Origin of the sequence: Paraburkholderia sp. RL18-085-BIA-A (genome assembly GCF_046027075.1) — a bacterium.
Classification (GTDB): domain Bacteria; phylum Pseudomonadota; class Gammaproteobacteria; order Burkholderiales; family Burkholderiaceae; genus Paraburkholderia.
Map to the genome: position 1 here is coordinate 16,515 of NZ_JARESU010000050.1, position 22,923 is coordinate 39,437.

The 22,923-nt window shown below is 61.1% G+C and carries 17 protein-coding genes and 4 pseudogenes; 14 read left to right on the forward strand and 7 right to left on the reverse strand.

Annotated elements, in window-relative coordinates:
- Window positions 1–57: 57 nt before the first annotated feature.
- The 3 genes and pseudogenes from P0D89_RS27925 to P0D89_RS27935 form a co-directional block, all read left to right on the forward strand.
- Window positions 58–2,037, forward strand: a complete 1,980-nt coding sequence (locus P0D89_RS27925; protein ID WP_408362362.1) for a CaiB/BaiF CoA-transferase family protein — start codon at window positions 58–60, stop codon at window positions 2,035–2,037.
- Between the two features lie 87 nt (window positions 2,038–2,124).
- Window positions 2,125–2,970: an oxidoreductase gene (locus P0D89_RS27930; RefSeq protein WP_408362363.1), complete on the forward strand. Its 846-nt coding sequence runs from the start codon at window positions 2,125–2,127 to the stop codon at window positions 2,968–2,970.
- A 25-nt stretch (window positions 2,971–2,995) separates the two neighbouring features.
- Window positions 2,996–3,136 (forward strand): annotated as a pseudogene (locus P0D89_RS27935) (IS6 family transposase); the annotation flags it as partial.
- A gap of 208 nt (window positions 3,137–3,344) precedes the next feature.
- Here the strand turns inward: P0D89_RS27935 and P0D89_RS27940 are convergent.
- Window positions 3,345–3,752 (reverse strand): PPC domain-containing DNA-binding protein, encoded by a 408-nt coding sequence (locus tag P0D89_RS27940; protein ID WP_408362364.1) that lies wholly within the window; start codon window positions 3,750–3,752, stop codon window positions 3,345–3,347.
- A 249-nt stretch (window positions 3,753–4,001) separates the two neighbouring features.
- Between P0D89_RS27940 and P0D89_RS27945 the strand changes: the two genes are divergently transcribed.
- From P0D89_RS27945 to P0D89_RS27955, 3 genes are all read left to right on the forward strand, one after another.
- Window positions 4,002–4,316 (forward strand): DUF4148 domain-containing protein, encoded by a 315-nt coding sequence (locus P0D89_RS27945; protein WP_408362365.1) that lies wholly within the window; start codon window positions 4,002–4,004, stop codon window positions 4,314–4,316.
- A gap of 162 nt (window positions 4,317–4,478) precedes the next feature.
- Window positions 4,479–4,811 carry a DUF4148 domain-containing protein gene (locus tag P0D89_RS27950; RefSeq protein ID WP_408362400.1) on the forward strand — a complete coding sequence of 111 codons (333 nt, stop codon included), beginning with the start codon at window positions 4,479–4,481 and terminating at the stop codon, window positions 4,809–4,811.
- 182 nt (window positions 4,812–4,993) lie between these two features.
- On the forward strand, window positions 4,994–5,302 hold the full coding sequence (locus tag P0D89_RS27955) for a hypothetical protein (protein ID WP_408362366.1): 309 nt from the start codon (window positions 4,994–4,996) through the stop codon (window positions 5,300–5,302).
- Window positions 5,303–5,501: 199 nt separating this feature from the next.
- Here the strand turns inward: P0D89_RS27955 and P0D89_RS27960 are convergent, their stop codons facing one another.
- The gene (locus P0D89_RS27960) at window positions 5,502–5,999 is read right to left on the reverse strand and encodes a class I SAM-dependent methyltransferase (RefSeq protein WP_408362367.1); all 498 of its coding nucleotides are present in this window, start codon (window positions 5,997–5,999) and stop codon (window positions 5,502–5,504) included.
- A gap of 478 nt (window positions 6,000–6,477) precedes the next feature.
- Between P0D89_RS27960 and P0D89_RS27965 the strand changes: the two genes are divergently transcribed.
- Window positions 6,478–7,524, forward strand: a complete 1,047-nt coding sequence (locus tag P0D89_RS27965; RefSeq protein WP_408362368.1) for a methyl-accepting chemotaxis protein — start codon at window positions 6,478–6,480, stop codon at window positions 7,522–7,524.
- Between the two features lie 449 nt (window positions 7,525–7,973).
- On the opposite strand, the gene P0D89_RS27970 is transcribed toward P0D89_RS27965, so the two are convergent.
- A complete protein-coding gene (locus P0D89_RS27970; RefSeq protein WP_408377540.1) occupies window positions 7,974–8,570 on the reverse strand; it encodes a hypothetical protein in 597 nt (198 codons plus the stop codon).
- Between the two features lie 1,802 nt (window positions 8,571–10,372).
- Window positions 10,373–11,269 (reverse strand): transcriptional activator NhaR, encoded by an 897-nt coding sequence (gene nhaR, locus P0D89_RS27975; protein ID WP_408362370.1) that lies wholly within the window; start codon window positions 11,267–11,269, stop codon window positions 10,373–10,375.
- Window positions 11,270–11,413: 144 nt separating this feature from the next.
- Here nhaR and P0D89_RS27980 point away from each other — a divergent pair, with 144 nt between their 5' ends.
- The 3 genes from P0D89_RS27980 to oxlT all read left to right on the forward strand — a co-directional run bounded on the left by P0D89_RS27980 (window position 11,414) and on the right by oxlT (window position 15,053).
- The gene (locus tag P0D89_RS27980; RefSeq protein WP_408362371.1) at window positions 11,414–11,905 is read left to right on the forward strand and encodes a CBS domain-containing protein; all 492 of its coding nucleotides are present in this window, start codon (window positions 11,414–11,416) and stop codon (window positions 11,903–11,905) included.
- 85 nt (window positions 11,906–11,990) lie between these two features.
- Window positions 11,991–12,947 (forward strand): Tim44 domain-containing protein, encoded by a 957-nt coding sequence (locus tag P0D89_RS27985; protein WP_408362372.1) that lies wholly within the window; start codon window positions 11,991–11,993, stop codon window positions 12,945–12,947.
- A gap of 768 nt (window positions 12,948–13,715) precedes the next feature.
- Window positions 13,716–15,053 (forward strand): oxalate/formate MFS antiporter, encoded by a 1,338-nt coding sequence (oxlT, locus tag P0D89_RS27990; protein WP_408362373.1) that lies wholly within the window; start codon window positions 13,716–13,718, stop codon window positions 15,051–15,053.
- Window positions 15,054–15,162: 109 nt separating this feature from the next.
- Here the strand turns inward: oxlT and P0D89_RS27995 are convergent.
- A pseudogene (locus tag P0D89_RS27995) lies at window positions 15,163–15,309 on the reverse strand (GNAT family N-acetyltransferase); the annotation flags it as partial.
- Between the two features lie 435 nt (window positions 15,310–15,744).
- Window positions 15,745–16,662 carry a LysR family transcriptional regulator gene (locus P0D89_RS28000; RefSeq protein ID WP_408362374.1) on the reverse strand — a complete coding sequence of 306 codons (918 nt, stop codon included), beginning with the start codon at window positions 16,660–16,662 and terminating at the stop codon, window positions 15,745–15,747.
- A gap of 138 nt (window positions 16,663–16,800) precedes the next feature.
- On the opposite strand from P0D89_RS28000, the gene P0D89_RS28005 reads away from it, so the two are divergent.
- The 4 genes and pseudogenes from P0D89_RS28005 to P0D89_RS28020 all read left to right on the forward strand — a co-directional run.
- The gene (locus P0D89_RS28005; protein ID WP_408362375.1) at window positions 16,801–17,565 is read left to right on the forward strand and encodes an SDR family oxidoreductase; all 765 of its coding nucleotides are present in this window, start codon (window positions 16,801–16,803) and stop codon (window positions 17,563–17,565) included.
- Window positions 17,566–17,936: 371 nt separating this feature from the next.
- The gene (locus tag P0D89_RS28010) at window positions 17,937–18,692 is read left to right on the forward strand and encodes a hypothetical protein (protein WP_408362376.1); all 756 of its coding nucleotides are present in this window, start codon (window positions 17,937–17,939) and stop codon (window positions 18,690–18,692) included.
- A 125-nt stretch (window positions 18,693–18,817) separates the two neighbouring features.
- Window positions 18,818–19,735: pseudogene (locus tag P0D89_RS28015) on the forward strand (LysR family transcriptional regulator).
- A 97-nt stretch (window positions 19,736–19,832) separates the two neighbouring features.
- Window positions 19,833–20,051: pseudogene (locus P0D89_RS28020) on the forward strand (MFS transporter); the annotation flags it as partial.
- 99 nt (window positions 20,052–20,150) lie between these two features.
- Here the strand turns inward: P0D89_RS28020 and P0D89_RS28025 are convergent.
- Window positions 20,151–22,892 (reverse strand): MGH1-like glycoside hydrolase domain-containing protein, encoded by a 2,742-nt coding sequence (locus P0D89_RS28025; RefSeq protein ID WP_408362377.1) that lies wholly within the window; start codon window positions 22,890–22,892, stop codon window positions 20,151–20,153.
- Window positions 22,893–22,923 lie beyond the last annotated feature (31 nt).

The window sequence follows — 22,923 nt, forward strand, 5'->3', positions numbered from 1 at the left end:
TTCTGCGCGCCGTCGACAAGAGATGAAGCGCATCCCGCGATACTCAAGGAGACAAGGATGCTCGACGGTGTACGAATTCTCGCGTGGGGCACACACACAGCGGTGCGGCTCAGCGCGACGCTGCTCGAACGGGCCGGCGCTCACGTCGATGTGAGCGACGCGCAGCGGATCGACGCGTTTGCCTACGACGCCGTCGTGGTTTCGTCGGACTTCAGTTCGGGGGCGCAGCGCAGCTTCATCGCGGCGCTGAAGGCCGCGGGCAATCACTTGGTGTGCGACATCACCGCGACCGGTCCGCAGGCCTCGCGCGCCGGCGTTCAATGGAGCGACGCGCAGATTCAGGCGATGACCGGCCTCATGGACACGACCGGCTTCGCGAACGGGCAGCCGGTGCGCATCGGCGTGCCGTTCACCGAGATCTCGGCGGCGATGTATGCGGCCGCCGCACTCGCAGCGGCCCTGCGCGTCGTGGCCCTGCGTGGCATCCGGCAGCATATCGACGTAACGCTCTTCGGGTGCGCGGCGAGTGCGCTGACGACGTTCCTGCCAGCCGCGTTCGCGAGGGGTCAGGCGGGCCGGGTCGGCAATCGTCACCCGGCGTGCGCGCCCTGGAACGCGTTCAGGACGAGGGACGGCTGGATCCTCATCTGCACTAGCACCGAAGAGCAATGGCGCAAGCTCAAAGGTGTCGCGGGGATTGCGCAACTCGACGACGCGCGCTTCGCTTCGCTGGCCGGCCGTGTGCGCCACGTCGACGCACTCGATGCGCTCATCGAAGCATGGACCACTACGCTGTCCACCGAAGCCTGTTCGCGCCTTTGCGAGCGGATCGGCGTGGCGGCGGGGCCGATCGTCGGCATCGGCCAACTGCCGCGCGAGCCCAACTTCCGCATGCGTCATGCGGGCGCGGCGGTGCGCATGGAAACGCATGGCGTCGATGCCAACTCCTATCGCGATGTGCCGGTGTTTCGCGCGGCGCCGTTGAGCGGCGTCGCAAGCGCACTCGAACCGCTGCCGCATGCCGTCACCGGCGACGATGCGGGACCGCTTGCCGGCGTCAAGGTGATCGAGATCGGCCAGTACACCACCGCACCGCTCGTCGGCAAGCATCTGGCCGCGCTCGGCGCGCAAGTTGTGAAGATCGAGCCGCCGGATGGCGAAGTCGCCCGCGCATGGACGCCGGGGCAGGGCGGCACGAGCTATTTTTTCGCGCTCAACAACACCGACAAACAGACCCTCGCGCTCGATCTGAAACACGAAAAGGACCGCGCGTATCTGCGCACGCTGCTCGCGGATGCCGACGTCCTCGTCGAAAACCTGCGGCCCGGTGCGCTCGCAAAACTGGGCTTCGACCGCACAGCGCTCGCGGAAATCAACCCACGCTTGATCTATTGCTCGATCTCGGGCTTCGGCATGGAGTCGGCGTATCCGTCGCGGCCCGCGTTCGATACGGTCATCCAGGCGATGGGCGGACTCATGGACCTCACACGGAGCGATGGCGTGCCGGTGAAATTCGGCGCATCGGGCGCGGACATCCTCGGCGGCCAGGCCGCGTTGCTTGCAATCGTTGCGAGCCTCGCCAGCCGCGCGGGTGGGGCCGGCACGTTCATCGAAATTTCGATGCAGGACGTGGCCGCGTGGTGCTCGCTTTTCGCGACGGGCAACCCGGAAGCTGAGGGGCGCGCGGTGAGGTGCAGCGACGGGCACGTATGGGTCGAAGGCGGCGCGCCGGACGGCGACGCGAAGTTTGGCGTTCTCACGCGGCAACGCGCAGTGGCGAGTCTGGGAGCGCAGGGTGTTCGCGTCGTGCCGGTCACCCGCGTGCACGAACTGCTCGACGACGCCGATTTCCTCGCCGACGTGCAGAGCGTCGCGCGCGATCCGGGCGGCGCGTTCTGGCCGGTCCTCAAGGTGCCGTACCGGCTTTCACGGACCCCGGCGCGCGTGCGCGCGGTGCCGGGCGCGCCTGAGCGTTTGACCGGGTCCGAGGTACCCGCCATCGACGCTGTGGCCGCACATGAACTGCATACCGATTGATTCCGGCGGCTTCGGCCTGCCGGCAAAGTGCCAGCATTTCCCGGCGCACCACGTCGTTCACTTTCACCAACACGAAGGAGCTGAATCATGTCGCAATCGAATAATGGCAAGGTGTGGTTCATCACCGGCGCATCGCGCGGCTTCGGCGCGCTGATTGCCGAGCGCGCGCTCGGGCGCGGCGATCGCGTCGTCGCTACCGCGCGCAAGCCGCAGACAGTCACCGACCGCCTCGGCGAACATCCGAACCTGCTCGCGGCGAAGCTCGATGTCACGAACGAATCCGATGCAGCGGCGGCCGTGCAGCAGGCACTCGCGCGGTTTTCGCGTATCGACGTGCTCGTCAACAACGCGGGCTATGGCCTGCTCGGCGCCGTCGAGGAATCGAGCGACAGCGAAGTAAAGGCCGTCTTCAACACCAACGTTTTCGGCCTCTTGACCGTAACGCGCGCCGTGCTGCCGCAGATGCGCGCGCAAAAAAGCGGCCACCTGATCAACATCTCGTCGATCGGCGGGTACTCCGCGTATCACGGCTGGGGTGTATACGGCGCGACCAAGTTCGCGGTCGAAGGCTTGAGCGAAGCGCTCTCGAGCGAACTGGCGCCGCTCGGCATCTATTCGACCGTGGTCGAGCCCGGCTTCTTCCGCACCGACTTCCTCAACGACGATTCGCTCGTCTCAACCCGGCTGCAAATCGACGACTACGCGCAAACCGTCGGCGCGATGCGCGACTTCGCGGCAGGCGCGAACCATCAGCAGCCGGGCGATCCCGCGAAGCTCGCCGAAGCGATCCTCAGGCTCGCCGACAGCCCCTCGCCGCCCGTGCGCCTGCCGCTGGGATCGGACACAGTCGCGCGCATCGAGGAGAAGAACCGTTTCGTCGAGGGCGAACTCAACGCTTGGCGCGAGCTTGCGCTTTCGACGGATCACGCGTAATCGAGCCCATTCGTCCGGGGGCGCGCAAGCTTTCCTCTCGAGCCAGCACTTTGCGCTCAAGCGGCACCTGCTGCGCATTTCGCTTTACCGCAAGCAGCTCGCCGCGCGCTTCGACGCGTGGCGTCTTTTCACCGGCGTCACCCGGAATCCGTCGACTGTTTTTTGAACAGTTGCCATGTCTCGCCTACATCGCGTCCAGCGGAGCCAAGTCGACAACGCCACCGCCGGCAATATCCGATGACTTGCCGACGGACCCGAAGGGGATGAATGACTGTTGTCCCCTTAAAAGCTGTCGAAGAGTCGACGTCTTGTCCAAAGTCCGGAGTGGGTCGAAATATCTCATTCGTCACGCAGTCCGGACGTATGCGTCGAGCCTATTCCATGGGTGGTTCATTTCGTATCACCAGTTCCATGAACCCTGAAGATAAGTCGCGCTCCCGGGAGAAGCGATGTTCGGGAAGGAGAGCTAGCAATATCTCCGCGGTTGTACGGACCGTGCAACCGCGTCCCACATGACCACCGAACACTCGACCGCGCGGGTCGGCAACCGACATGTGCAGATGCGCTCCATCAGATGATATGGACCCGGCGAGCGTCAGGATTTCCAGATCGTCGCGCAGCTCAGACGGATCCTCGTTTCCGGCAAATCGCAATTGAGCAACGCTGAGGCTCCCGATGCCCTGGATCACGAAGGCCGCTTGCACCTTGACCTGACGCAACACTTCTTCGAGGGCGACACGCAGATCGTCGCCGGGAAAGAGACGCAAAGGATGTGCTTGCATCGCGCGGTTCCAGATTGGGGCTTGGTGACAGGTTGAGGCGGATTGAGCTCAGCCACAATTGTGCGCCAGCTTTCGCGCATAACAGCCGTCGTAGGCCTCGATGGCTTTAGAAGCAGCCTATTTGATCGATAGAATCTATTATTTATACTATATTAATAGTACGGGTTTATACTTACTTCCGTTGTCGCCGCAGCACACTGCACGACACCTAAAAATCGCCGTTCGCGGTCAACAACTGGAGGTTTCGCCATGCTCAGGTCACTCATTCCCGCCCTCGCTCTCGCTTCGGCCCTGGCCGCGCCAGCCGTATCGTTCGCTCAATCGAACGAGCCTGTCACCCGTGCGCAGGTGCGCGCCGAACTCGTCCAACTCGAGAAGGCCGGCTATCACGTGGGCGACGGCGACCACACTACCTATCCGGCTGGAATCCAGGCCGCCGAAGCCAGGGTGGCTGCGCAGAACGGCGCGGCAAGTGGTTACGGTGGTGTCGCAAGGGGTTCGTCGGAAGCAGGACGCCCGGCCGCGCCGATGGCCGACTGGAACGCGGTCTACAGCCACCATTAATGCGCTGGTTTCGGACGCGCGGGCAGGCTGCCAAAAGTATCTCGCCCGAGCATCGCAGTCTGAGCGCGCAGCGCCCCGGCTCAGCCACACCGCGACCGCGCTTACGAAACGCAATAAGCAGTTTCGCACCCGACAACTAATACCGGAGGTTTCACCATGAACATCAAATCACTCGTTTCCGCCGTCGCGCTCGCGTCGGCCCTGGCCGCGCCGGCCGTATCGTTCGCTCAACAATCAAACGGGCCGGTGACGCGTGCGCAAGTGCGCGCCGAGCTCGTCCAACTCGAAAAGGCCGGCTGGCGCCCCTCCATGGGTATGGGAAACAACCCGCATTACCCGGACGGCATCCAGGCTGCCGAAGCCCGGGTGGCGGCACAAAACGGTGGGGCGAGCAGCTACGGTGGCGTGGACAGCGGTTCGTCGGCCTCCGGCGCCTCCGCAGCAGTCCGTGCTGGAGCCAATGACGGCATGAAGTCGATTTACTCCGGTTCCTAAACGCCGGGTTGACGAGTGGCCGGCAGGGTGACTGGTCGCAAGACACCGTCTGCTCAGGCGTGCACAGATTCTGAACGCGTTGGCAGACAAGGTCCTGCTCGCGGCAATGCTTCTGGCCGCCGGCGTCGTCAAGCGGTCGCAGCACTGGTATGAAGTGAAATACAGCATAAAAGGCCGCGGGGATGAGCGTCACGATCTATCACAAGGGTGTCTCGCCAATTTCTGCCGCAACGATCTGGGCGATCGACGGCGACTATCTCCCGGTTGAGTGGACGGTGCTCCTGGTGTCACTGTTGTCGGCTGTGACGTTCGTCATTGCGATGCGCCTGGCTCCCAGCAGGAAATGCGTCGGCCGCGCGTCGCTTGATACCGTGATGAGCCACCAATGTGGTCAGAGCGCACAAAACCACGCGGCCTGCGATGACTTCGCTGCCGGGCCAGACGATGCAGAACAACAACGCTTCGCTGGCGCCCCGGTCCTGGCCAGGTAGGCGAAATCAGGTGCGGAGATTTCCGCACTTCAAAGGTCTTACAGCGGCCGTCATCCCTCCCCGCGTGGCCTTCCGGTGGCAGCACGGCCGTCATCCATTCAAGCAATGTGACGCGGCCCGGCGGGGATACGTACTCAATAACTGTGCTGCATGCCACTGGGTTGGACGGCACGCGTCGCGTTATATCGCGATGGTGGGATCAGGGCGACGCGACAAGGCGCGCCGCGTCGCTACCTCGCCAGTTGGTCTTGCTGCTGAGATGCCAGACGTTCGCTGGCGGCGCATTCAGCCAAACTGTTTTGATGCGGTGCCAACACAAGCCTATAGGGGCTGTAAATGGGACTCTCGGTTGATACGTGAACTGCACAAGACGTCGAGCCCGGTCCGCGTAAAGGAGTTCGGCGAAGGCCGCAACCGTTGGTTCGACGACGCCAGACGAAAGCGAACGAAACGGTAATCCGGAGACAATAATCGTCTTCGCTGGCAGTTCTTGCAGAACCGAAACGTTCTCATGGAATGGGCCGCCGACCACACGCGCCTGCGGGAATCGCCCCCTCAGTTCGGCGGCCAGTTGATCTCCGAGCTCGAATATGATCAGCCGCGCTGTCGGGTGCCGGCGCACGAGGGAGTCCGTCACGACTCCGGTGCCAGCTCCCACCTCGACGATCGCCTCGAACGCCTCAACGCCATCAGCCATGGCATCGGCCAGACAACGCGACGAAGGAGCCACTGCGCCTACGGTTGCAGGGCTTCTTAACCATTGCTTGAGGAAACTCAGGTTCATTCGGAGAAGGAACACGACGTGCCCAGTCGTGATGCAAGTGGGGAAACCGCTTCGAGCATACCAGGAACTAGTTAACGCGAAACAGACAGAGCGATTACAGATTTGCAATGAGGACTTTCTATTCCGAGACTAGCCGTCCGTTGTGAAGAAAAGTCGGAGGGGCGGCCGTGGCTCGGAATTGCGCGTTGGCGAATTCCAACGCGGCCGCTCGCGACGGGCGAAAAGTGGCAAAAATTGCACAGCGTCGGTGCGCACGAAAAAGGGCGCATCCAAGCGGCAATATATCGGTCGATTTTTCTTAAGTATCCTTTTCAGAGTGCCGTTAACCCCACTAGTTCTACCGGCGAGGAGCCACGAGCTCCCCACCCCGCACGCAACCGGGATACAAGAGATGTCCATAGAGCAGGCAAAGCCTCGTCAATCGTCCGAAGGCGCGATGATCGCCGAGTTGACCCGCGAAGTGCGCAAGATATCCAGGGATAAGATCGCCGATATCGACCTGATCAACCGCGAGGCGACCTATCTGGCAATCAACGCATTGATCGAAGCTGCTCGCGCGGGAGAAGCGGGCCGCGGCTTTGCGGTCGTCGCAAACCAGGTCAAGAACGTGTCCGGCCGGATCGGGCAACTCACCGGTGAACTCGGTAAGGAATTGGCCAGCATCAGCGAACGTATGGTGACGGAGCTTGAGCGGCAACAAGGCCAGCGTCTGACCGACCTTGCATTGAACATGATAGACGTGATTGACCGCAATCTTTACGAACGGTCATGCGATGTGCGTTGGTGGGCAACCGATGCGGCGGTTGTCGATTGCATGACGACTGGATCGTCGTCGGCCGCCGCGCATGCGGCAATGCGGCTGTCGGTCATCCTGGATAGCTATACGGTATACCTCGACATCTGGGTGCTGGATACCGAGGGTTGCGTCGTTGCGAATGGAAGACCTTCGCTGTTTCCAGTCGTCGATACAGTGAACGCAGCCCAGCATGACTGGTTCACTGCGGCGCTCGCAACGCGGTCCGGCGATGAGTACGCAACCGCCAATGTTGACATGGTCGCGGAATTAAACGGCGCGCAGGTTGCCACCTATGCGACGGCGATCCGCCAGGACGGTGCGAGTGACGGAAAGGTCGTCGGCGTTCTGGCCGTGTTCTTCGATTGGGCCAAGCAGGCGTCGACCGTAGTAAATGGCGTCCGGTTGACCAGTGGAGAACGGGAGCGGACGCGCTGCATGATCGTTGACGCAAGTGGTCGAGTGATCGCCTCCTCCGCAACAGGGGGCCACGAGAGTATGCGCTTCGACCTGCCACCGAACACTGCTGATGTCGGGACCTATCGTACTGCTGGGAGATCGCTTGTCGGATATGCGCTGACACCTGGCTATGAAACTTATCGAGGTATGGGCTGGTTCGGTGTAATCGAGCAACAACCGGCTTGAACACTGTAACCGTGTCATTGGCATGAAGGCCACTGTACGCCACTCGCGTGAAGCAAAGACCGGCCAGGAGCCCGTTCGACGCGCATGCTGCGAGGCCGGCGGTCGTGTTGAGCCGTCCGGCGTCGTCAATTGTGATTCCCGTTCTGTTCCCTTCCTTCCTTTTCCTCGTATGCCTCCCATGCGGCCCGCGCGCGTAGATGCTTACGCTGGTGATCATGTGATCATGTGATCGACGTTCGGCCTCCCTGCGCTGCCATGATCATGTTGGTGGCGTCGGTGTCCGCCAGCATCGCGAGCACCGGCGGCCTCCGTATCGCGATAGGGCGGAAGGGACCCAATCGCCAGGCAGAAGGCGCGGGAATTAAAGGACCGAAAACCTGCGCTCAAGGACGGGCTCAGCGCCACTCATGGCAAGCGCCCTGGCGAGCGTGAGCCCATCCGGGACTCGACTAGCGGAAGCCGTAGACAACGACCTTTTTCCCCTCAAAGCTTTCTTGCACACCTTGCTCGCAATACTGTGGACATTGCACCTTGCCGTCCCCGCTCTCGCCTGACACGGTGACCGCCCTGTAGACGACGGATTCGATGAGCGTCCCGTCGGCGGCGACCACGATGTTCAGATCAGTCTCGACGCCGGCCGGCACGGCTCCGCCAGCGGTGTAGAGGATTTTCATGGTGCCGGTGCAATCGGAGTTCACCGTGTAGGTTCCATTCTGGTTCGGATTAAACGTAGTCTGCCCCCCTTTCGGCAGCCCGCCGATAACCCAGAAGTCGGTGCGCGTAAAGCCGCCTGCGCCGTCGAACGTCACCAGGGCGACGTCATCAAGGATCGACGTAGAGGCGTACGGATGAACCTTATTGTCCGGTCCTATCAATCCAAGAATTTCTCCATGACCGGTAAACCCATACGGTCCCTTCAGGGTTGCGTTCGAGCAAAGGCCGCCGTGGCTGCCGTGGCCGTCGCGGCCGTCGGCCTGCGCGGCGCCACTGAGCAAGAGAAGTGCAACGGCGGTTGCTGACAGAATGCTCAATTGCTTGATCTTCATGATCATCTCCTTATCACCCAATCAGACGCGTAACATCACGGCGCGCAGGGGCCCATTGCCTGGCGGGATGAGGCGCCCAATTCAAACAAATGAAATTAAAAAAGCGGTGCAGTGATACCTGGCTGCCGCTGTTTGTGGAAACAAGCGATAAGCGAAAGAGGGGCCATCGATGAGATCGGCTGTTCCCGCGTGAGATGCGAGAAGGCCTCGGCGTTGGCCAAAGTAATTGACTGGCGAAACGCTTCACCAAGCGGTCATTTTTGCTCGGTGTCGGCAGGCACGTGCAGAAGGGGTGCACGAAAGTCCGCGCAATTGTGACTTCGTGAGTCAGCCACGCTTTAAAGGCGCATGGCAAAAAGGAGCGTAATCCACAATATTTGCAGGTGCCAAATGAATATCGGACAAAAGGCAGGCGCATTCAGAATCGCGCGGTGCGAATGACGGACTATCGCGCGATAGCCGATGACTGCGAAGGCCTCCCCGGTTGGCCAGCACTGGGGCAAGGATGTCGGTTGCGCGCTGGAAACTGCCGTTGATGCGGCCTCCGGTTCATCGTATGCAACGGGTCGGACCGAGCCATCGACTGTTCGGTTTAGTGCGGCCATCAACCGCCATTCGCCCACACCGTTGCTCGGACATTCTGGCGTCGGTTCTACCCAGATACTGTCGAAAAAGTCGCTGTGTGGCGTTTGCGATTCGTTGGCGAAAAAATTGACCTCTCCGGTCGGCCTACAAACCGCTGCCGAACATCGGTTAAGGGTAAGAAGACCCCTGAAAACCTTGCGTGAGAGGCGCTCAGCGACTTTTTCAACACCATCCCCTGGAAGCGGCCATTCAATTCGCTACGTTGAACGTTGCTTCATCGGGGCGGATTCAACCGGCCGTTCACCCCCTCTCGATTATGGCCACTCCTCAATGTCGGGTTCCTCACCAGGTACAACCAAAAGAGACCTCATTCAAGCCTATCGGACCGTACGCCCGACGAGGCTACTTCGCGATTTTGCCTGCGGTAAAGACGGCAGCATGACCACCTGGCACTCCACTTAAAAAACCGAAAACACTGTCCGAATGAACGGGGCCCACTTCTCTGCGCGCAGTTGCAATGCCCAGATGCTGCCCGAATTGAAAATGGTTTGGTATCCTTATGGACTCGGGTTGAGCGTAGCATGAGGAACCGACTTGTTGCCGACGAGTACGCTGAATCGGTTAGCAACGCGCAGCGTCAAAGAGTTACTCCGTTGACCAACCTGATGCTATCCACACTACCCAGGCAGACGTAAGGCCGGCAACATGCGGTAAAGGCCCCGTCCCTCAGTTCAGGTTTCAGCGAGCGAACCAGCGGCAGATCCATTTCGAGCGGCCGTGAACCGCAGGTTTTCCCGTCGGCATTCGGCGTGGTTCGACTTCATTTCGCGATCAAATCAACTGCTGGACCCAGCCAGATCCCACTGCTGCTCGCCGCGGGTATCCTTGGCGACGTTCCACCCTTCCTGCAATCACCCTTGTTGGGAGAGTTGCTCACCGCGACATACATTCCAATTCGCAATACTTGCTTTTGAGTGGGATGCCCGGAGAATTGGCTCGGTGAGCCGTCGTATATTCGGCGCTGCAGACGCGGCGGCGATCGGCATTGCGTTGCTGACGTCAGGCGCTGCAGCGCGGTTCAACTCTGCAAGGATACCGATTGATGCGCCGGCCGCGATCGCTTGCATACGGCGTTGCGCGGAACGCACCGGTCGCGCGGAGCAGCGACCACTCGCGAACGCTAGAAGATAGTGCGCCGTCTACCGAAACGGGACCGTCTAACCATTGAACAATTCGCTACGCGCCGCGTCCATGATCATCGCGACAGCCGGATGACTCACGTGGCGCTCGATCGAAATCGCAAAGAACTCTTCGACGATGGTGTTGATCTGCCCGACCACCCTCAGTTTGTGCTCTGTGTGTAACTGGCTCTCCAGCACGGTTGGCGCGAACAGCAAGCCGCGGCCTTCACGGCCGAACGCCATAGTCATCGCTCCGTCGTCGAATTCGCCGACGATGCGCGGCGAAATTGCATGTGACGCCAGCCAGTGATCGAGTTTGCGGCGCACCGCCGATTCGGTGCCAGGCAGCAACACCGGCAACTGACCGAGCGATAACGGGAAACGTTTCTTGCCGCTTTGGACTAGTGTCTCTGCGCCGAAGCAGCTGAGCGTAGAGCGGCCGAGCCGGTGATTAAACGCCTTGATGTTGACGTCGGCGGGAATGGGGGCATCCGCGATGATCAGGTCGAGGCGGTGTACGGCCAGTTGCGCGAGCAGCGCATGCAGCTTGCCTTCGTGACAGATCATCCGCAGCGACGCCGAAGCGCTCAGCGCCGGTTCGAGCAGCCGGTACGCGATCGCCTTCGGTACTGAGTCCGCGATCCCGACGCGAAATCGCGTTTGCGCGCCGGCTTCGTTCTCTCGTCGCACCGCGCTCTCTAGTTCCGAGCCCAGCGAGAATATTTCGTCTGCGTAGTCGAGCGCCAGTCGGCCCGCGTCGGTCAGCTCGATCGTGCGCCCGCTCTTCCTGAACAGCTTTTTGTCCAGCGCTTCTTCGAGCAGCTTGATCTGGCCGCTGAGCGTTTGCGGCGAGATGTGCAACTGCTCGCCGGCGCGGACGATCCCTCCCGCGTGCGCCGCGACCCAAAAGTAATGCAGATGCTTGTAGTTCACGCCCCCTCCGACAATCAGAAGCTACGGTTTATACGAAGTATTGGCAACAAAAATGCGAATTTTATATTCTCTCGGGTTCGATTAGATTTAAGTCTCGCACCTAGGCGCCAGCGGGCGGCTAACGACAACTGACAGAGGTGACATATGTCTTCGGTTGCGCAATTCCTTCGCTCAAAAGTTTCCCAGACGGTGTGGTCCACCCAGGCGTCCACTTCGGTTTACGACGCGATAGCGATCATGGCGCACCGGCAGGTAGGCGCGCTCATCGTTGCACACGAGGGGCGCGTGGCCGGCATCGTCACAGAGCGCGATTACGCCCGGAAAATCGTTCTGATGGACCGCTCATCAAGGCATACGCCGGTGCGCGACATCATGTCGACGACGCTGCGCTACGTCAGCCCGGAGCAGACGACCGGCGAATGCATGGCGCTCATGACGGAGCACCGGATACGCTATTTGCCTGTGATTGCCGGGGAGCAGGTGATCGGAATGGTGTCGATCGGCGATCTGATCAAGAACCTGGTTGCCGAGCAGGCACACACCATTCAGCAACTAGAGCACTACATCCACGGCAACAGTTTTGAGGCCACTCATGATGGATCGAAGGCGCAACAGGTGGCAAGTTTAACGAGCTAAATAATATTACTGTTCGTAATGTTGTCGCGCGAGTATGGACTACACGCGGACGGGCAGTCCCCTGACTCACCAAAAGAGGCTTTTTATGTTCACGCAATTCGTCAATCAATTTCGACGTGCTGCCGGTGCGGTGACGCGCGGGGCAGCGGCGCTCGGTCTGGCGGGACTGCTTGCCCTCGGCGCCGTGGCGTCGAACGATGTCGAAGCGAAGCGGGTGGGCGGCAGTCAAAGTATCGGGCGCCAGTCGCAAGCGGCGTCGCCGTCCGGACAGGGGCAACGAAACCAGCAAGCCCAGCCGGCGCAGCAGGCCACGCAGGCGCCTGCTGCCGCGGCTGGCAACCGCTGGATGGGCCCGCTCGCCGGCCTCGCCGCCGGCCTTGGAATTGCAGCCTTGCTGTCGTCGTTTGGCCTGGCTGAAGGGCTGGCGCAAATGCTGTCGAATGCGCTGCTTATCGGGCTGGTGATTTTGGCCGGCGTGATGCTGTTCCGCTTTATCGCCAACCGGCGTCGTCCGGATCTCGCGTACGGGCACGGGTCTGCGAACCGGCAGCAATCGAACGGCTCACAATTTCTGAATCAGATCGGGCAAGCGCGGCCTGAAGCGAATCTCCGGACCTGGCCGCGCGCAGCGATGGGCCCGACCGGCGCGGCGAAGGCGCCAGATCCTTCGCTGGGTCCAGACCAGGCCACGTTTGTCGCATCGGCAAAGTCGATGTTCATGCGTCTTCAAGGCGCGTGGGACCGGAACGAGCAGGGTGACCTCTTCGAGTTGACGACGCCAGAGATGTTTGCGCGAATCAAGCAGGATCTGGAAGGCCGGGGCCGCCAGCCGAGCCTTACGGAAGTAACGCAACTCGATGCCGAGGTGCTGGGCACGGAAAGCAGTGCGGATGAAACGCTGGTCAGCGTTCGCTTTTACGGTCAGATTCGGGAGGACGATGCACAGACTGCCCAGCCGTTCCAGGAAATCTGGAACCTGGTCAGGAGCGTACATGGCGACCAGGCGTGGCGACTGGCGGGCATCCAGCAGATAGACCGCTAAAGGACGTCGTTGAAACCGGCAGCGGCTTGCTGCCGGTTATCACGTCGAATATTGCTCGGGCTTCCCATTGACGCCGCATTTTTCCTGGCGCTTATTCAACCGGCCGCCGTTTGATCGGCACCGTAATTCCTTCCGCGATTTTCTCCGGCTCGTCGCGAGAAACGGTCGTTTGTCCCTTGCCCTTTGCTCCGAACTGCGCGGTCGGACAACACCCCGGCTCGCTTCACGCCCTATAAACAGCAGCTCTGGAGCTACGCCGAGGACTGGAGTTGTTAAGGCTTGATCGACGCCTGCCCGTATGCGCTTTCATGCAATCATGGGGAAACACAAAGGGCAGGCGCTGGACAAGTCGAATCGGAACCTGCCTGGAACTTCTGCCGCTGCCCATTTCTGCGCCAATTTCGCGCACTCTCTCGATGGATCGACGTCGCTGAGAGTCGCAAGTTCTTTCAAACAAAAAGCTAACATTACTCTTTGCTTTCATCTATAAAGGCAAAGCATGTTGCGAACAGCCTTGTCTCGCTTCATGTCCTCGGCCCGCTGGCATTGCCAGCGGGCTCTTTTTTTGCAGCAAAACAATGTTGGCGCTTACATACGGTTAGCTTTCATCCAAAGAATTACGTGGTGACAACCCCAATCATTCTTTCACTTGACTTACTTAATATATCACATACTGTATGGGGTGGATCACCGGCGATCGAGCTGGTGACCGGCGGAGAAGCCATTTTGGCCCCGCAAACATCAGGCAGCCAGGCCTAGGAGACGGTTATGAACACGGAGCTACAGGGAGGGGCGTCGTCGTGGAGGGCGTCGCCGTGGGTGCAACTCGTATTTGGTGTGATTTGCATGGCAATGATCGCGAACATGCAGTACGGCTGGACGTTGTTCGTGAACCCGATCAACGAGAAATACCAATGGGGCCGCACCGCGATCCAGGTTGCATTCACGATCTTCGTGGTGACGGAAACGTGGCTGGTGCCGATCGAAGGCTATCTCGTCGACAAGTACGGTCCGCGTCCCGTCGTGGTCGTCGGCGGCCTGCTCTGCGCAGGGGCATGGGCGCTGAATTCGGTGGCGTCATCGTTGCCGCAGCTGTATATCGCGGCCGCGATTGGCGGTGTCGGCGCGGGCGCAGTGTACGGCACCTGTGTGGGCAACGCGTTGAAGTGGTTTCCCAATCGCCGGGGACTCGCCGCGGGGATAACTGCGGCCGGCTTTGGCGCAGGGTCGGCGGCCACCGTCGTGCCGATTGCCAGCATGATCAAGAGCAGCGGCTACGAAGCGACGTTCCTCTGGTTCGGTCTTGGCCAGGGTGTCATCGTTTTCATACTCGGTCTCGCACTGCTCGCGCCGCCGGCCACTCTGCTCGCGACGGCGAAGAGCGCGGTGAAGAGCGTGGTCTACAACGCGACGCCACGCGAAGTGGTTGGCTCACCGGTGTTCTGGGTCATGTACCTGATGTTCGTGATGATGGCTGCGGGCGGCCTGATGGCGACCGCGCAGCTCGGACCGATCGCAAAAGACTTCGGTCTGCACGATTCGCCGGTCTCGCTGCTCGGATTAACCTTGCCAGCACTGACCTTCGCGCTGACCATCGACCGCGTGCTGAACGGTTTGACCCGGCCGTTCTTCGGCTGGATCTCGGATCGCATCGGCCGGGAAAATACGATGTTCATCGCGTTCGCCATCGAGGCGATCGGTATTCTGGCGCTGTCGAAGTACGGCCACACCCCGGTTGCGTTTGTCCTGCTCACCGGCATAGTGTTCTTTGCATGGGGCGAAATCTACAGCCTGTTTCCCGCCACTTGCGGCGACACGTACGGACCGAAATTCGCCGCCACCAACGCAGGGTTGTTGTACACGGCGAAGGGAACGGCCGCGCTGCTGGTGCCGCTTACCAGCGTCGTCACGGCGATGACGGGCAGCTGGCACGCGGTGTTCATGCTCGCGTCCGGAATGGCCGCAGTGGCGGCACTGCTCGCGCTGTTCGTGCTGAAGCCGATGCGTCGCGCCTACGCGGAACGGCACGCTGCGCCGGCTCAGGAGATGCCGTATGCTGCATCGTTCGTCAGTGACCCGGCTCGAATGTCGGCCGACGGCGGTTAGTCCGCGAGGCGGTTGAGCGGTTCCGCTCGACTGTGAGCGCGAGGACCCGGGCACTCCCTTCCTGGCCGGACGCAGACTTGGCACGTCCCCCAGGAGCCGCTCCACCTAGTCAATTCGCAACGGGCGCATCCTCGTCCGCGAGCAATGCCCAACGTTCATGGTCGCGCCATTTCCCATCAATGCGAAGATAGTGCGGTGAGAAGCCTTCCTGTTTGAAGCCCACGCGCCGCACGAGTGAGATTGACGCGACGTTTAGCGATTGGACACCTGCGACACAGTGAATAGCCAGTCTCGGCCGCAAGATTTTGTCCGCTGAATGTCGGGTCCTATGTGGACGGGCACGGTCGCTATCGCGCCCGTACCCGTCAGCGACCGTTCGGCGACGTCGTTCACCGCGATGAACGTCCGCACCGATGAATCGTCTTTCGGCGTGCATAGGTGAACGGCCGTTGCACTTTTCGAAGCCGCCGTCGCAGCTGTGTCGGTTCGAATGTCTGCAACGGGTCATGCGCTGCCGATTACGGGTTTGCGAAGTTCGGGCCGCCTATGCGAATTGCGAGAGGCACTAACACACGCCCCCTCACAGCTTTGCCACGTACATGCTGTAGCGCCGCCTGACCCAAACCGGACTGTCGGAAACTGCTGGATGCAGCTTGAAGCGCCTGAAGCTCGGCGTTGGCGTGACGCCTGATCAATCTCCGTCGTCCCGATCCCACGGGGGCACACCACCGAACGCATCGGCCAGGAAATCGATCATTACGCGGATCTTGGCACTCAGGTGCCGACGACTCGGGTACAACGCGAGTACGTCGATGTCAGGCAAATGGTATTCCGGCAATACCTGAACGAGCCTGCCGGCGCGCAGGTCGTTGCCGACCAGAAACGTGGGTTGCCAGATCACGCGTTGCCCAGCGAGCGCCGCTGCGCGCGCCGTATCGCCATTATTGGAATGCATGTGACAGTTGACCTTCACGGGGTGGGACTTGCCCTCGCTGTCGATCAGTTGCCACTCATCGCCAGTGGCCGCATACGAGTAGCCGATGCATCGCTGCTCGATCAGATCCGATGGCGTTGTGGGGTATCCGCAACGCGCCAGATAGGCTGGCGAAGCACACAGGATATTTCTCGATGTCGCCAGCTTGCGGGCCGCCTGGTCAGTTGAGCCGGCGCGTGAGATGCGAATGGCGAGGTCATAGCCTTCATCGACGATATCGACAACGCGGTCAATCAGCGCAACGTCGAGCTCCACTTCGGGATATTTGCGCATGAACTCGGGCCATAGCGGCGCCAGGTGCAGAATTCCAAAGCTCACAGGCGCATTGATGCGCAGTCGGCCGCGCGGTTCCACCGAGGCAGATGAAACAAGCCCCTCAGTCTCGGCGACGTCGTCGAGGATAGATTTGCAGCGGGCGTAAAAGGTCTCGCCGCCCTCGGTGAGAGAAAGTCGTCGTGAGGTGCGATTCAGCAGGCGCGTCCCGAGATGCGCTTCCAATTCATTCACGTAGCGGGTCACGTTGGCAGGCGACGTCTCGAGCACATCGGCCGCGCGCGTGAAGCTGCCGCGGCTCACCACGGTCGCGAAGACTTCGTAAGCGCGCAGCCGATCCATGGGCTTCTCCGATCATTCACAAATGCTGAATGATATACCCACGTTTTACGCCTTCCTGGGTCTGCGGCTGAAGCCTATATTGCTCCCACGGACCAAGGCATCGGGCACTGGTCAACAAACTGCAGCAGGAGATTGAACATGCAACGCTTGACAGGAAAAGTCGCTATCGTGACCGGCGCCAGTGCGGGAATTGGCCGTGCCACCGCTAAACTGTTCGCAGCAGAGGGCGCGAAAGTGGTGATCGCGGCGCGCCGCGAAGCTGAACTTGAAACGCTCGCAGCCGAGATCGTAAGCGAAGGCGGTGAGGCCGCGTTTTTGGCAGGCGACGTGCAGTCAGAGGACTTCGCGAAAGCGCTGGTCGAACTCGCCGTCAGCCGTTTCGGCCGTCTCGACATCGCCTATAACAATGCTGGCACCCTCGGCGAAATGGGCCCGACCACGAGCGTGTCAGAGGCTGGCTGGTCGGCAGCATTGGCGACCAATCTGACGAGCGCCTTTTTGGGTGCGAAACACCAGATCCCCGAAATGCTTAAGCAGGGTGGTGGATCTATCATCTTCACGTCGACGTTCGTCGGCTACTCATTCGCATTTCCGGGCACGGCGGCATACGCCGCGAGCAAGGCCGGATTGATTGGATTGACGCAGGCGCTTGCCGCCGAGTACGGACCGCAAGGGGTGCGCGTCAACGCCATTCTGCCCGGCGCGGTGGACACGCCGATGTATCGCGACATGAACGACACCGCTGAGTCGCAGGCCTTCGTGACAGGGTTGCATGCGCTCAAGCGGGTCGCACGGCCGGAAGAACTCGCCCGCTCGGTGCTTTATCTTGCGTCCGATGACTCGTCGTTCGTGACTGGTACCGCTTCGCTAGTCGACGGCGGCGCATCGATTACGCGGACCTGAGCTTCCTGGCGGCATCCGACGCTCAAGACGCTTCGTTTAAAGAGATCGTCGACGAGAGCTGGCTGCGTCTCGTCGGCGTCAAAGTTTTAAGCCGCGCGTTGCCATCGATGACCGGTGGTGTCCCGTCAGTTGCCCCTGATGAACGGTGGCGCAAATGGTCCAATGGGGGCGACCTGAGCCGGACATCGTCGGGTCCAGTTCGGCCAGTTTCGGCCGTTGTCTCTCGGTCGAATCGGGACATTCAAATGTCGGCTTGTCCGCATGATTGAGGTGGCAACGACGCCCGGGCATCGGACGCTAAAATTAAACGTAGCGCCGGTCTTTTGCGTGGAACCGATTGTCCGATCCCAATCTATCAACGGCAGGCAACCATGAACACTCACTATGCGTGTTTCGTTCGCCCGGCAGTGGCTGCAATTTGCGTGGCTTTGCTTGCGACGCTCGTCGCGTGCGGCGGAAGTGCCTGCTTTGGCCTCGACGGCTGTAGTGGCGGAAATAGGATGCCAGACGTCACCCTATCCGGCACGGCCGCCACCGGCAATGCGCTCGCCAGCGCGACGGTCGGCGTCAGTTGCGCGCAGGGTTCGGGCTCCACCCTGTCGGACGGCGGTGGGCACTACGCCATCACGTTCAACGCCACGCTTCCCTGCATCCTTACCGTGATCTCTGGCGGCACTAGCCTGCATTCGCTTGCATTTGTCGGCGGCACCTTCAATACGACGCCAGAGACCGAGCTGATGCTGGTCTATCTCGCCTCACAACTTGGCACGACCGAGGCCAATCTGATTGCGGGCTTCCCGAGTAACGTACAGTTCCAGCAAGTGCTGGCGAACCAGGCCGATGTGCTTGCTGCGCAAGCGGCGGTCGTCACCAATCTGCAACAGCACTACGCTCTCACGCTCACGGCATCGGCGTTTCTGACGACGCCGTTTATTGTTGGGCAACCAGGCGTCGACAGCGATCTCGACGCGCTGGCGGCTGCGGGCGCTATCGACGCCAATGGGCTCCCCGCTCAGGCCGCCGTTGCGCTCCTGTCAGCGGCGGGGCGCGCCCATCCGCTCACAGCGACGTCCACACCTTCGTCCGGCGGCGGCAGCACAAGTAGTACTGCCGGCGGCATGATGTGAGGTTTGGCGAGCCGCAGGCCATGGAATCAACCCCAGTAAGAGCCATGATATTCCACGAGCCGTAGATAGCGGGCACGGACGGTATCGAAGCCAAACCAGATAAATTGTGCAGCCCATTGCTGTACATGGATTCGACAGATGAAAGATTGCTCGAGATGCGCGTCTTCAAGGCGGTCGTGGAGGCCGGCGGCTTCACCGCGGCGGCGAGTCTTTTGGGGGGCAGCCAGCCTTTTGTCAGTCAAAGCGTCAACAGCCTCGAACGCAGGCTCGGCGTGCAATTGCTGCATCGTTCGACGCGCAGGCAGCGGCTGACCAATGAAGGCGAGCATTTTCTTTCGTCCTGCAACGACATTCTCGATAGCCTGGAGGAAGCGGAAGCGCAGGTTCGATCCAGTGAGCCGACCGGCAACCTGCGCATCAGCGTGCCTCAAGCGTTTGGCATGGATCAACTGGTGCCCGCGATGCCCGGTTTTCTGTCGTCCTACCCGAAGTTGTGCGTGCATTTTTCCCTGTCGGATTCCCCACGTCAACCTGATCGAGGACAACTTCGATGTCGCAGTCCGCATGGGCCGCCTGCAGGATTCCTCTTTGCGCAGCCGAAAGCTCTGCGACCTGCAACGAATCGTCGTCGCTTCTCCGGGCTATCTCGCTGCGCACGGCACACCCGTGACGCCGCTCGGCCTGTCCTGACACGCCTGCCTGACCTGGGAGTCGCCGCGCGAGCATCTGAACCAGTGTGTGGCCGTTCATGGTCAACGGCAGGCTCGAGCGAGTCGCGGTGCAGGGTAGTTTCCGCAGCACCGACGGCACAACGCTTTTTCAGCTGTGCGTGGCCGGCGTGGGCATCATGCGCCTGGCCGCGCACCTTGCCTTGCCCGATCCGCAGAGGCGATCTGGTGCCGCTCCTCCCGGAGTACCAGGCCAAGGACGACACCGCGATCCATGTCGTTTATCTGCCCGAGCGCCAACTGGTGCCGCGCATCCGCGCCTTCATCGACTACTTCGTCGAAGTCTTCCGCGAGCCGCCCTGGCAGAAGCCCTAGGCGCCGGGGATTTATATATCGGCGTAATAAATCCTATTGCCCGGCGCGCCTAGATCGGCGATGGGTGTTTCCTTATCGTTAGCGGCGTGCGATCACCGCGATCCCGCCTGCATTCCTGGGTGGTGTGGCAGCGGCCGCGGGCATTGCACTGATCAATTCGGTCGGCAATCTGGCGGGCTTTGTCAGTCCCTATCTGGTTGGCTGGATCAAGGATATGACGCACAGCACCGACATGGGCCTGTATTGCGTGGCAGCCTCGTTGCTTGTGGCGGCCGCCGTTGTGCTGACGATGCCCAGGAGCGTGGTCAACCGTTAAGGATGAGTTTCCGCGGCAGCAATGCCCGAGATATCGAATGCAGCGGTTGCCACCAGCTTTCGTTCCCTCCGGTGGCCGCCGATTCCAGCGGCCGAAAAGCTACCGGGCCATGGCCGGTGCGGTGTCTTTTGCCACTGGCGCATCCACCGACGCAACATCAGCCGCAACATGGGACAGCTTCATCATGCGCGGCTGCAGCAGCAGCGCGACGAGCCCGCTCCAGCCGGTCTGATGCGAAGCGCCGACGCCGCGTCCGTTGTCCCCGTGAAAGTACTCGTGGAATAGTACGAGATCCTGCGACTGCGGGTCGGCTTGCAGCATCGGATAGGCCGCCATCACCGGCCGCACCCCTTGTGCATCTTTAAGAAAGAGCGTGGTGACGCGCCGCGCGAGGTCGTCGGCAATCTCGCTCAGCGAAAAACGCTTGCCCGATCCCGTCGGATATTCGACGCGAAACTCATTGCCGTAGTAGCGATGGAACTCATACAGCGATTCGATCAGCAGGTAGTTGACCGGTATCCAGACCGGCCCGCGCCAGTTCGAATTGCCGCCGAACACGCGCGAGTCCGATTCGGCCGGCTGGTATTGAACGCGCAGGCTCACGCCGTCATGATCGAAGACGTAGGGTGCATCGCGATGCACACGGGACAGCGCCCGCACGCCGTGCCCGGAGAGAAACTCGGCTTCATCGAGTGCGCGGCGCAGCAGCGCAGTCATCCGATGTCCGCGCAACAACGACAGCAGCGTGGTGTTACCCGTGCCCGGTTCGGTCCAGCGCGACACCAGCTTGGCGAGATTCGGCCGATGATCGAGAAACCACGCCAGCCGTTCGCGCAATCCTGGCAGATGACCGTACACCCGATCCTCGAGCACGTGAACGGCGAACAGCGGAATCAGTCCGACGATCGAACGAATGCGCATCGGCACACGGGTACCGTCCGGAAGGTGGAGTACGTCGTAGAAGAATTCGTCTTGTCCGTCCCATAGCCCTGTTCTGCACCCTTCACTGCAACTGACCGCTTCCGCGATATACAGAAAGTGCTCGAAGAACTTCACTGCGATTTCGACGTACGCGCAGTTCGTCATCGCCAGTTCGAGGCCGATCTGCATCAGATCGAGCGCGTAGGAGGCCATCCATGCCGTGCCATCGGCCTGATCGATGCGGCCACCGGTGGGCAGCGGCGAAGACCGGTCGAAGATGCCCACGTTGTCGAGCCCGAGAAAGCCGCCCTGAAAGATGTTGTGGTCCTCGGCGTCCTTGCGGTTGACCCACCACGAGAAGTTGAGCAGCAGCTTGTGGAACATGACTTCGAGAAATTCGTGATCGCCAACGCCCGTCACCTCGCGGTCGAGTTCATACACACGCCATGTGGCCCACGCATGAACCGGCGGATTCGCATCGCCGAACGCCCACTCGTAGGCGGGCAATTGCCCGTTCGGATGCATATAGCGTTCCTTCACGAGCAGCAGCAATTGCTTCTTCGCGAAGTCGGGATCGATCACGGCGAACGCGACCGCATGAAATGCAAGATCCCACGACGCGTACCACGGGTACTCCCACTTGTCAGGCATCGACACGATGTCGCCATTGCACATGTGCCGCCAGTCCGCGTTGCGGCCGTGCCTGCGTGCTCTCGGTGGATTCGGTTGCCCCGGGTCGCCGTCGTGCCAGCGCGTCACGTCGAACTGGTAGTACTGCTTCGTCCATAGCATGCCGGCGAGCGCTTGACGCTGCACGAGCCGCGCATCTGCGTCGGGGATGTCGTGCTGAAGCGCAGCATAGAATTCGTCGGCTTCCGCTTGCCGGCGCGTGAAGAGCGCTTCCATGTCGAGAGGCACGACATCCGAAGCCTGTTCAGGACGCCAGCGCAGATACAGCACCGAGCGCTCATGAGGCCCGAGCTGCAGACACACATGCGCGGCGGCGCGGGTGCCCTTGTCGCGCCGGATTGCCTGCTCGTCGCCGTCAACGAGGTAATCATTGAAGCCGTCCTTGAACGGCCCCGCACCTTCGAAGCCGAAAATGCGGCGCACATTTGTTTCGTTTTCGCAGAAGATCCACTCGACCGGCTGTTGCGCCGACGCCGTCACGATCATCGTTCCGAGCGCAGGGTTGTGGGCGACGACGCACGCACCTTCCTCGGTATTCGACTCCAGCGCGAGCGACGGCTTGCCGGGCTTGCCCGACCACGCCCATCTGTTGCGCGCCCAGAATTGCGGCAACACATGAAGTGCCGCGCACTGATCCGCGCGGTTTTCGACGCTAACGCGCATCGTGATGTCGTCGGGTGTGTGCTTCGCATACTCGACGCAGACGTCGAAGTAGCGGTTATCGTCGAACACGCCCGTATCGAGGATTTCATATTCGGGCTTATCGGCGCCGCGCCGCAGGTTTTCGTCGATCAGATCCTGGTACGGGTACGCAGCGTGGGGATACTTGTACAGCATCTTCATGTACGAATGCGTCGGTGTGCCGTCGAGATAGAAGTAAAGCTCCTTTACGTCCTCGCCGTGATTGCCTTGCTCATTCGTCAACCCGAAGAGCCGTTCCTTGATGATCGGATCGTGCCCGTTCCAGAGCGCGAGCGATACGCACCAGTCGAGCGGGTCGTTGCCGAATCCGGCGATGCCGTCCTCACCCCAGCGGTACATGCGGCTGCGCGCATGATCGTGCGGAAAGTAGTCCCAGGCGGTGCCGTCTTCGCTGTAGTCTTCGCGAACGGTGCCCCATTGCCGCTCGCTCAGATAAGGCCCCCAGCGGCGCCAGCGGTCGAGCTCCGGACCATGGAGCCGGGCACCTTCCGTCGACTGGAGAAGATTGATTGCGCGTAGCGGTGGCATAGAACATCCCGACCCGACATCGACCGTCCAA

Coding starts and splice junctions, on each gene's coding strand:
- P0D89_RS27940 (WP_408362364.1), bottom strand. CDS start 3,752: ATGCAAGCACATCCTTTGCGTCTCTTTCCCGGCGACGATCTGCGTGTC.
- P0D89_RS28000 (WP_408362374.1), bottom strand. CDS start 16,662: ATGGATCGGCTGCGCGCTTACGAAGTCTTCGCGACCGTGGTGAGCCGC.
- P0D89_RS28010 (WP_408362376.1), top strand. CDS start 17,937: ATGAACACTCACTATGCGTGTTTCGTTCGCCCGGCAGTGGCTGCAATT.
- P0D89_RS27925 (WP_408362362.1), top strand. CDS start 58: ATGCTCGACGGTGTACGAATTCTCGCGTGGGGCACACACACAGCGGTG.
- P0D89_RS27960 (WP_408362367.1), bottom strand. CDS start 5,999: ATGGCTGATGGCGTTGAGGCGTTCGAGGCGATCGTCGAGGTGGGAGCT.
- P0D89_RS27980 (WP_408362371.1), top strand. CDS start 11,414: ATGTCTTCGGTTGCGCAATTCCTTCGCTCAAAAGTTTCCCAGACGGTG.
- P0D89_RS28005 (WP_408362375.1), top strand. CDS start 16,801: ATGCAACGCTTGACAGGAAAAGTCGCTATCGTGACCGGCGCCAGTGCG.
- P0D89_RS27955 (WP_408362366.1), top strand. CDS start 4,994: ATGAGCGTCACGATCTATCACAAGGGTGTCTCGCCAATTTCTGCCGCA.
- P0D89_RS27945 (WP_408362365.1), top strand. CDS start 4,002: ATGCTCAGGTCACTCATTCCCGCCCTCGCTCTCGCTTCGGCCCTGGCC.
- P0D89_RS27970 (WP_408377540.1), bottom strand. CDS start 8,570: ATGAAGATCAAGCAATTGAGCATTCTGTCAGCAACCGCCGTTGCACTT.
- P0D89_RS27965 (WP_408362368.1), top strand. CDS start 6,478: ATGTCCATAGAGCAGGCAAAGCCTCGTCAATCGTCCGAAGGCGCGATG.
- P0D89_RS27985 (WP_408362372.1), top strand. CDS start 11,991: ATGTTCACGCAATTCGTCAATCAATTTCGACGTGCTGCCGGTGCGGTG.
- P0D89_RS28025 (WP_408362377.1), bottom strand. CDS start 22,892: ATGCCACCGCTACGCGCAATCAATCTTCTCCAGTCGACGGAAGGTGCC.
- P0D89_RS27930 (WP_408362363.1), top strand. CDS start 2,125: ATGTCGCAATCGAATAATGGCAAGGTGTGGTTCATCACCGGCGCATCG.
- oxlT (WP_408362373.1), top strand. CDS start 13,716: ATGAACACGGAGCTACAGGGAGGGGCGTCGTCGTGGAGGGCGTCGCCG.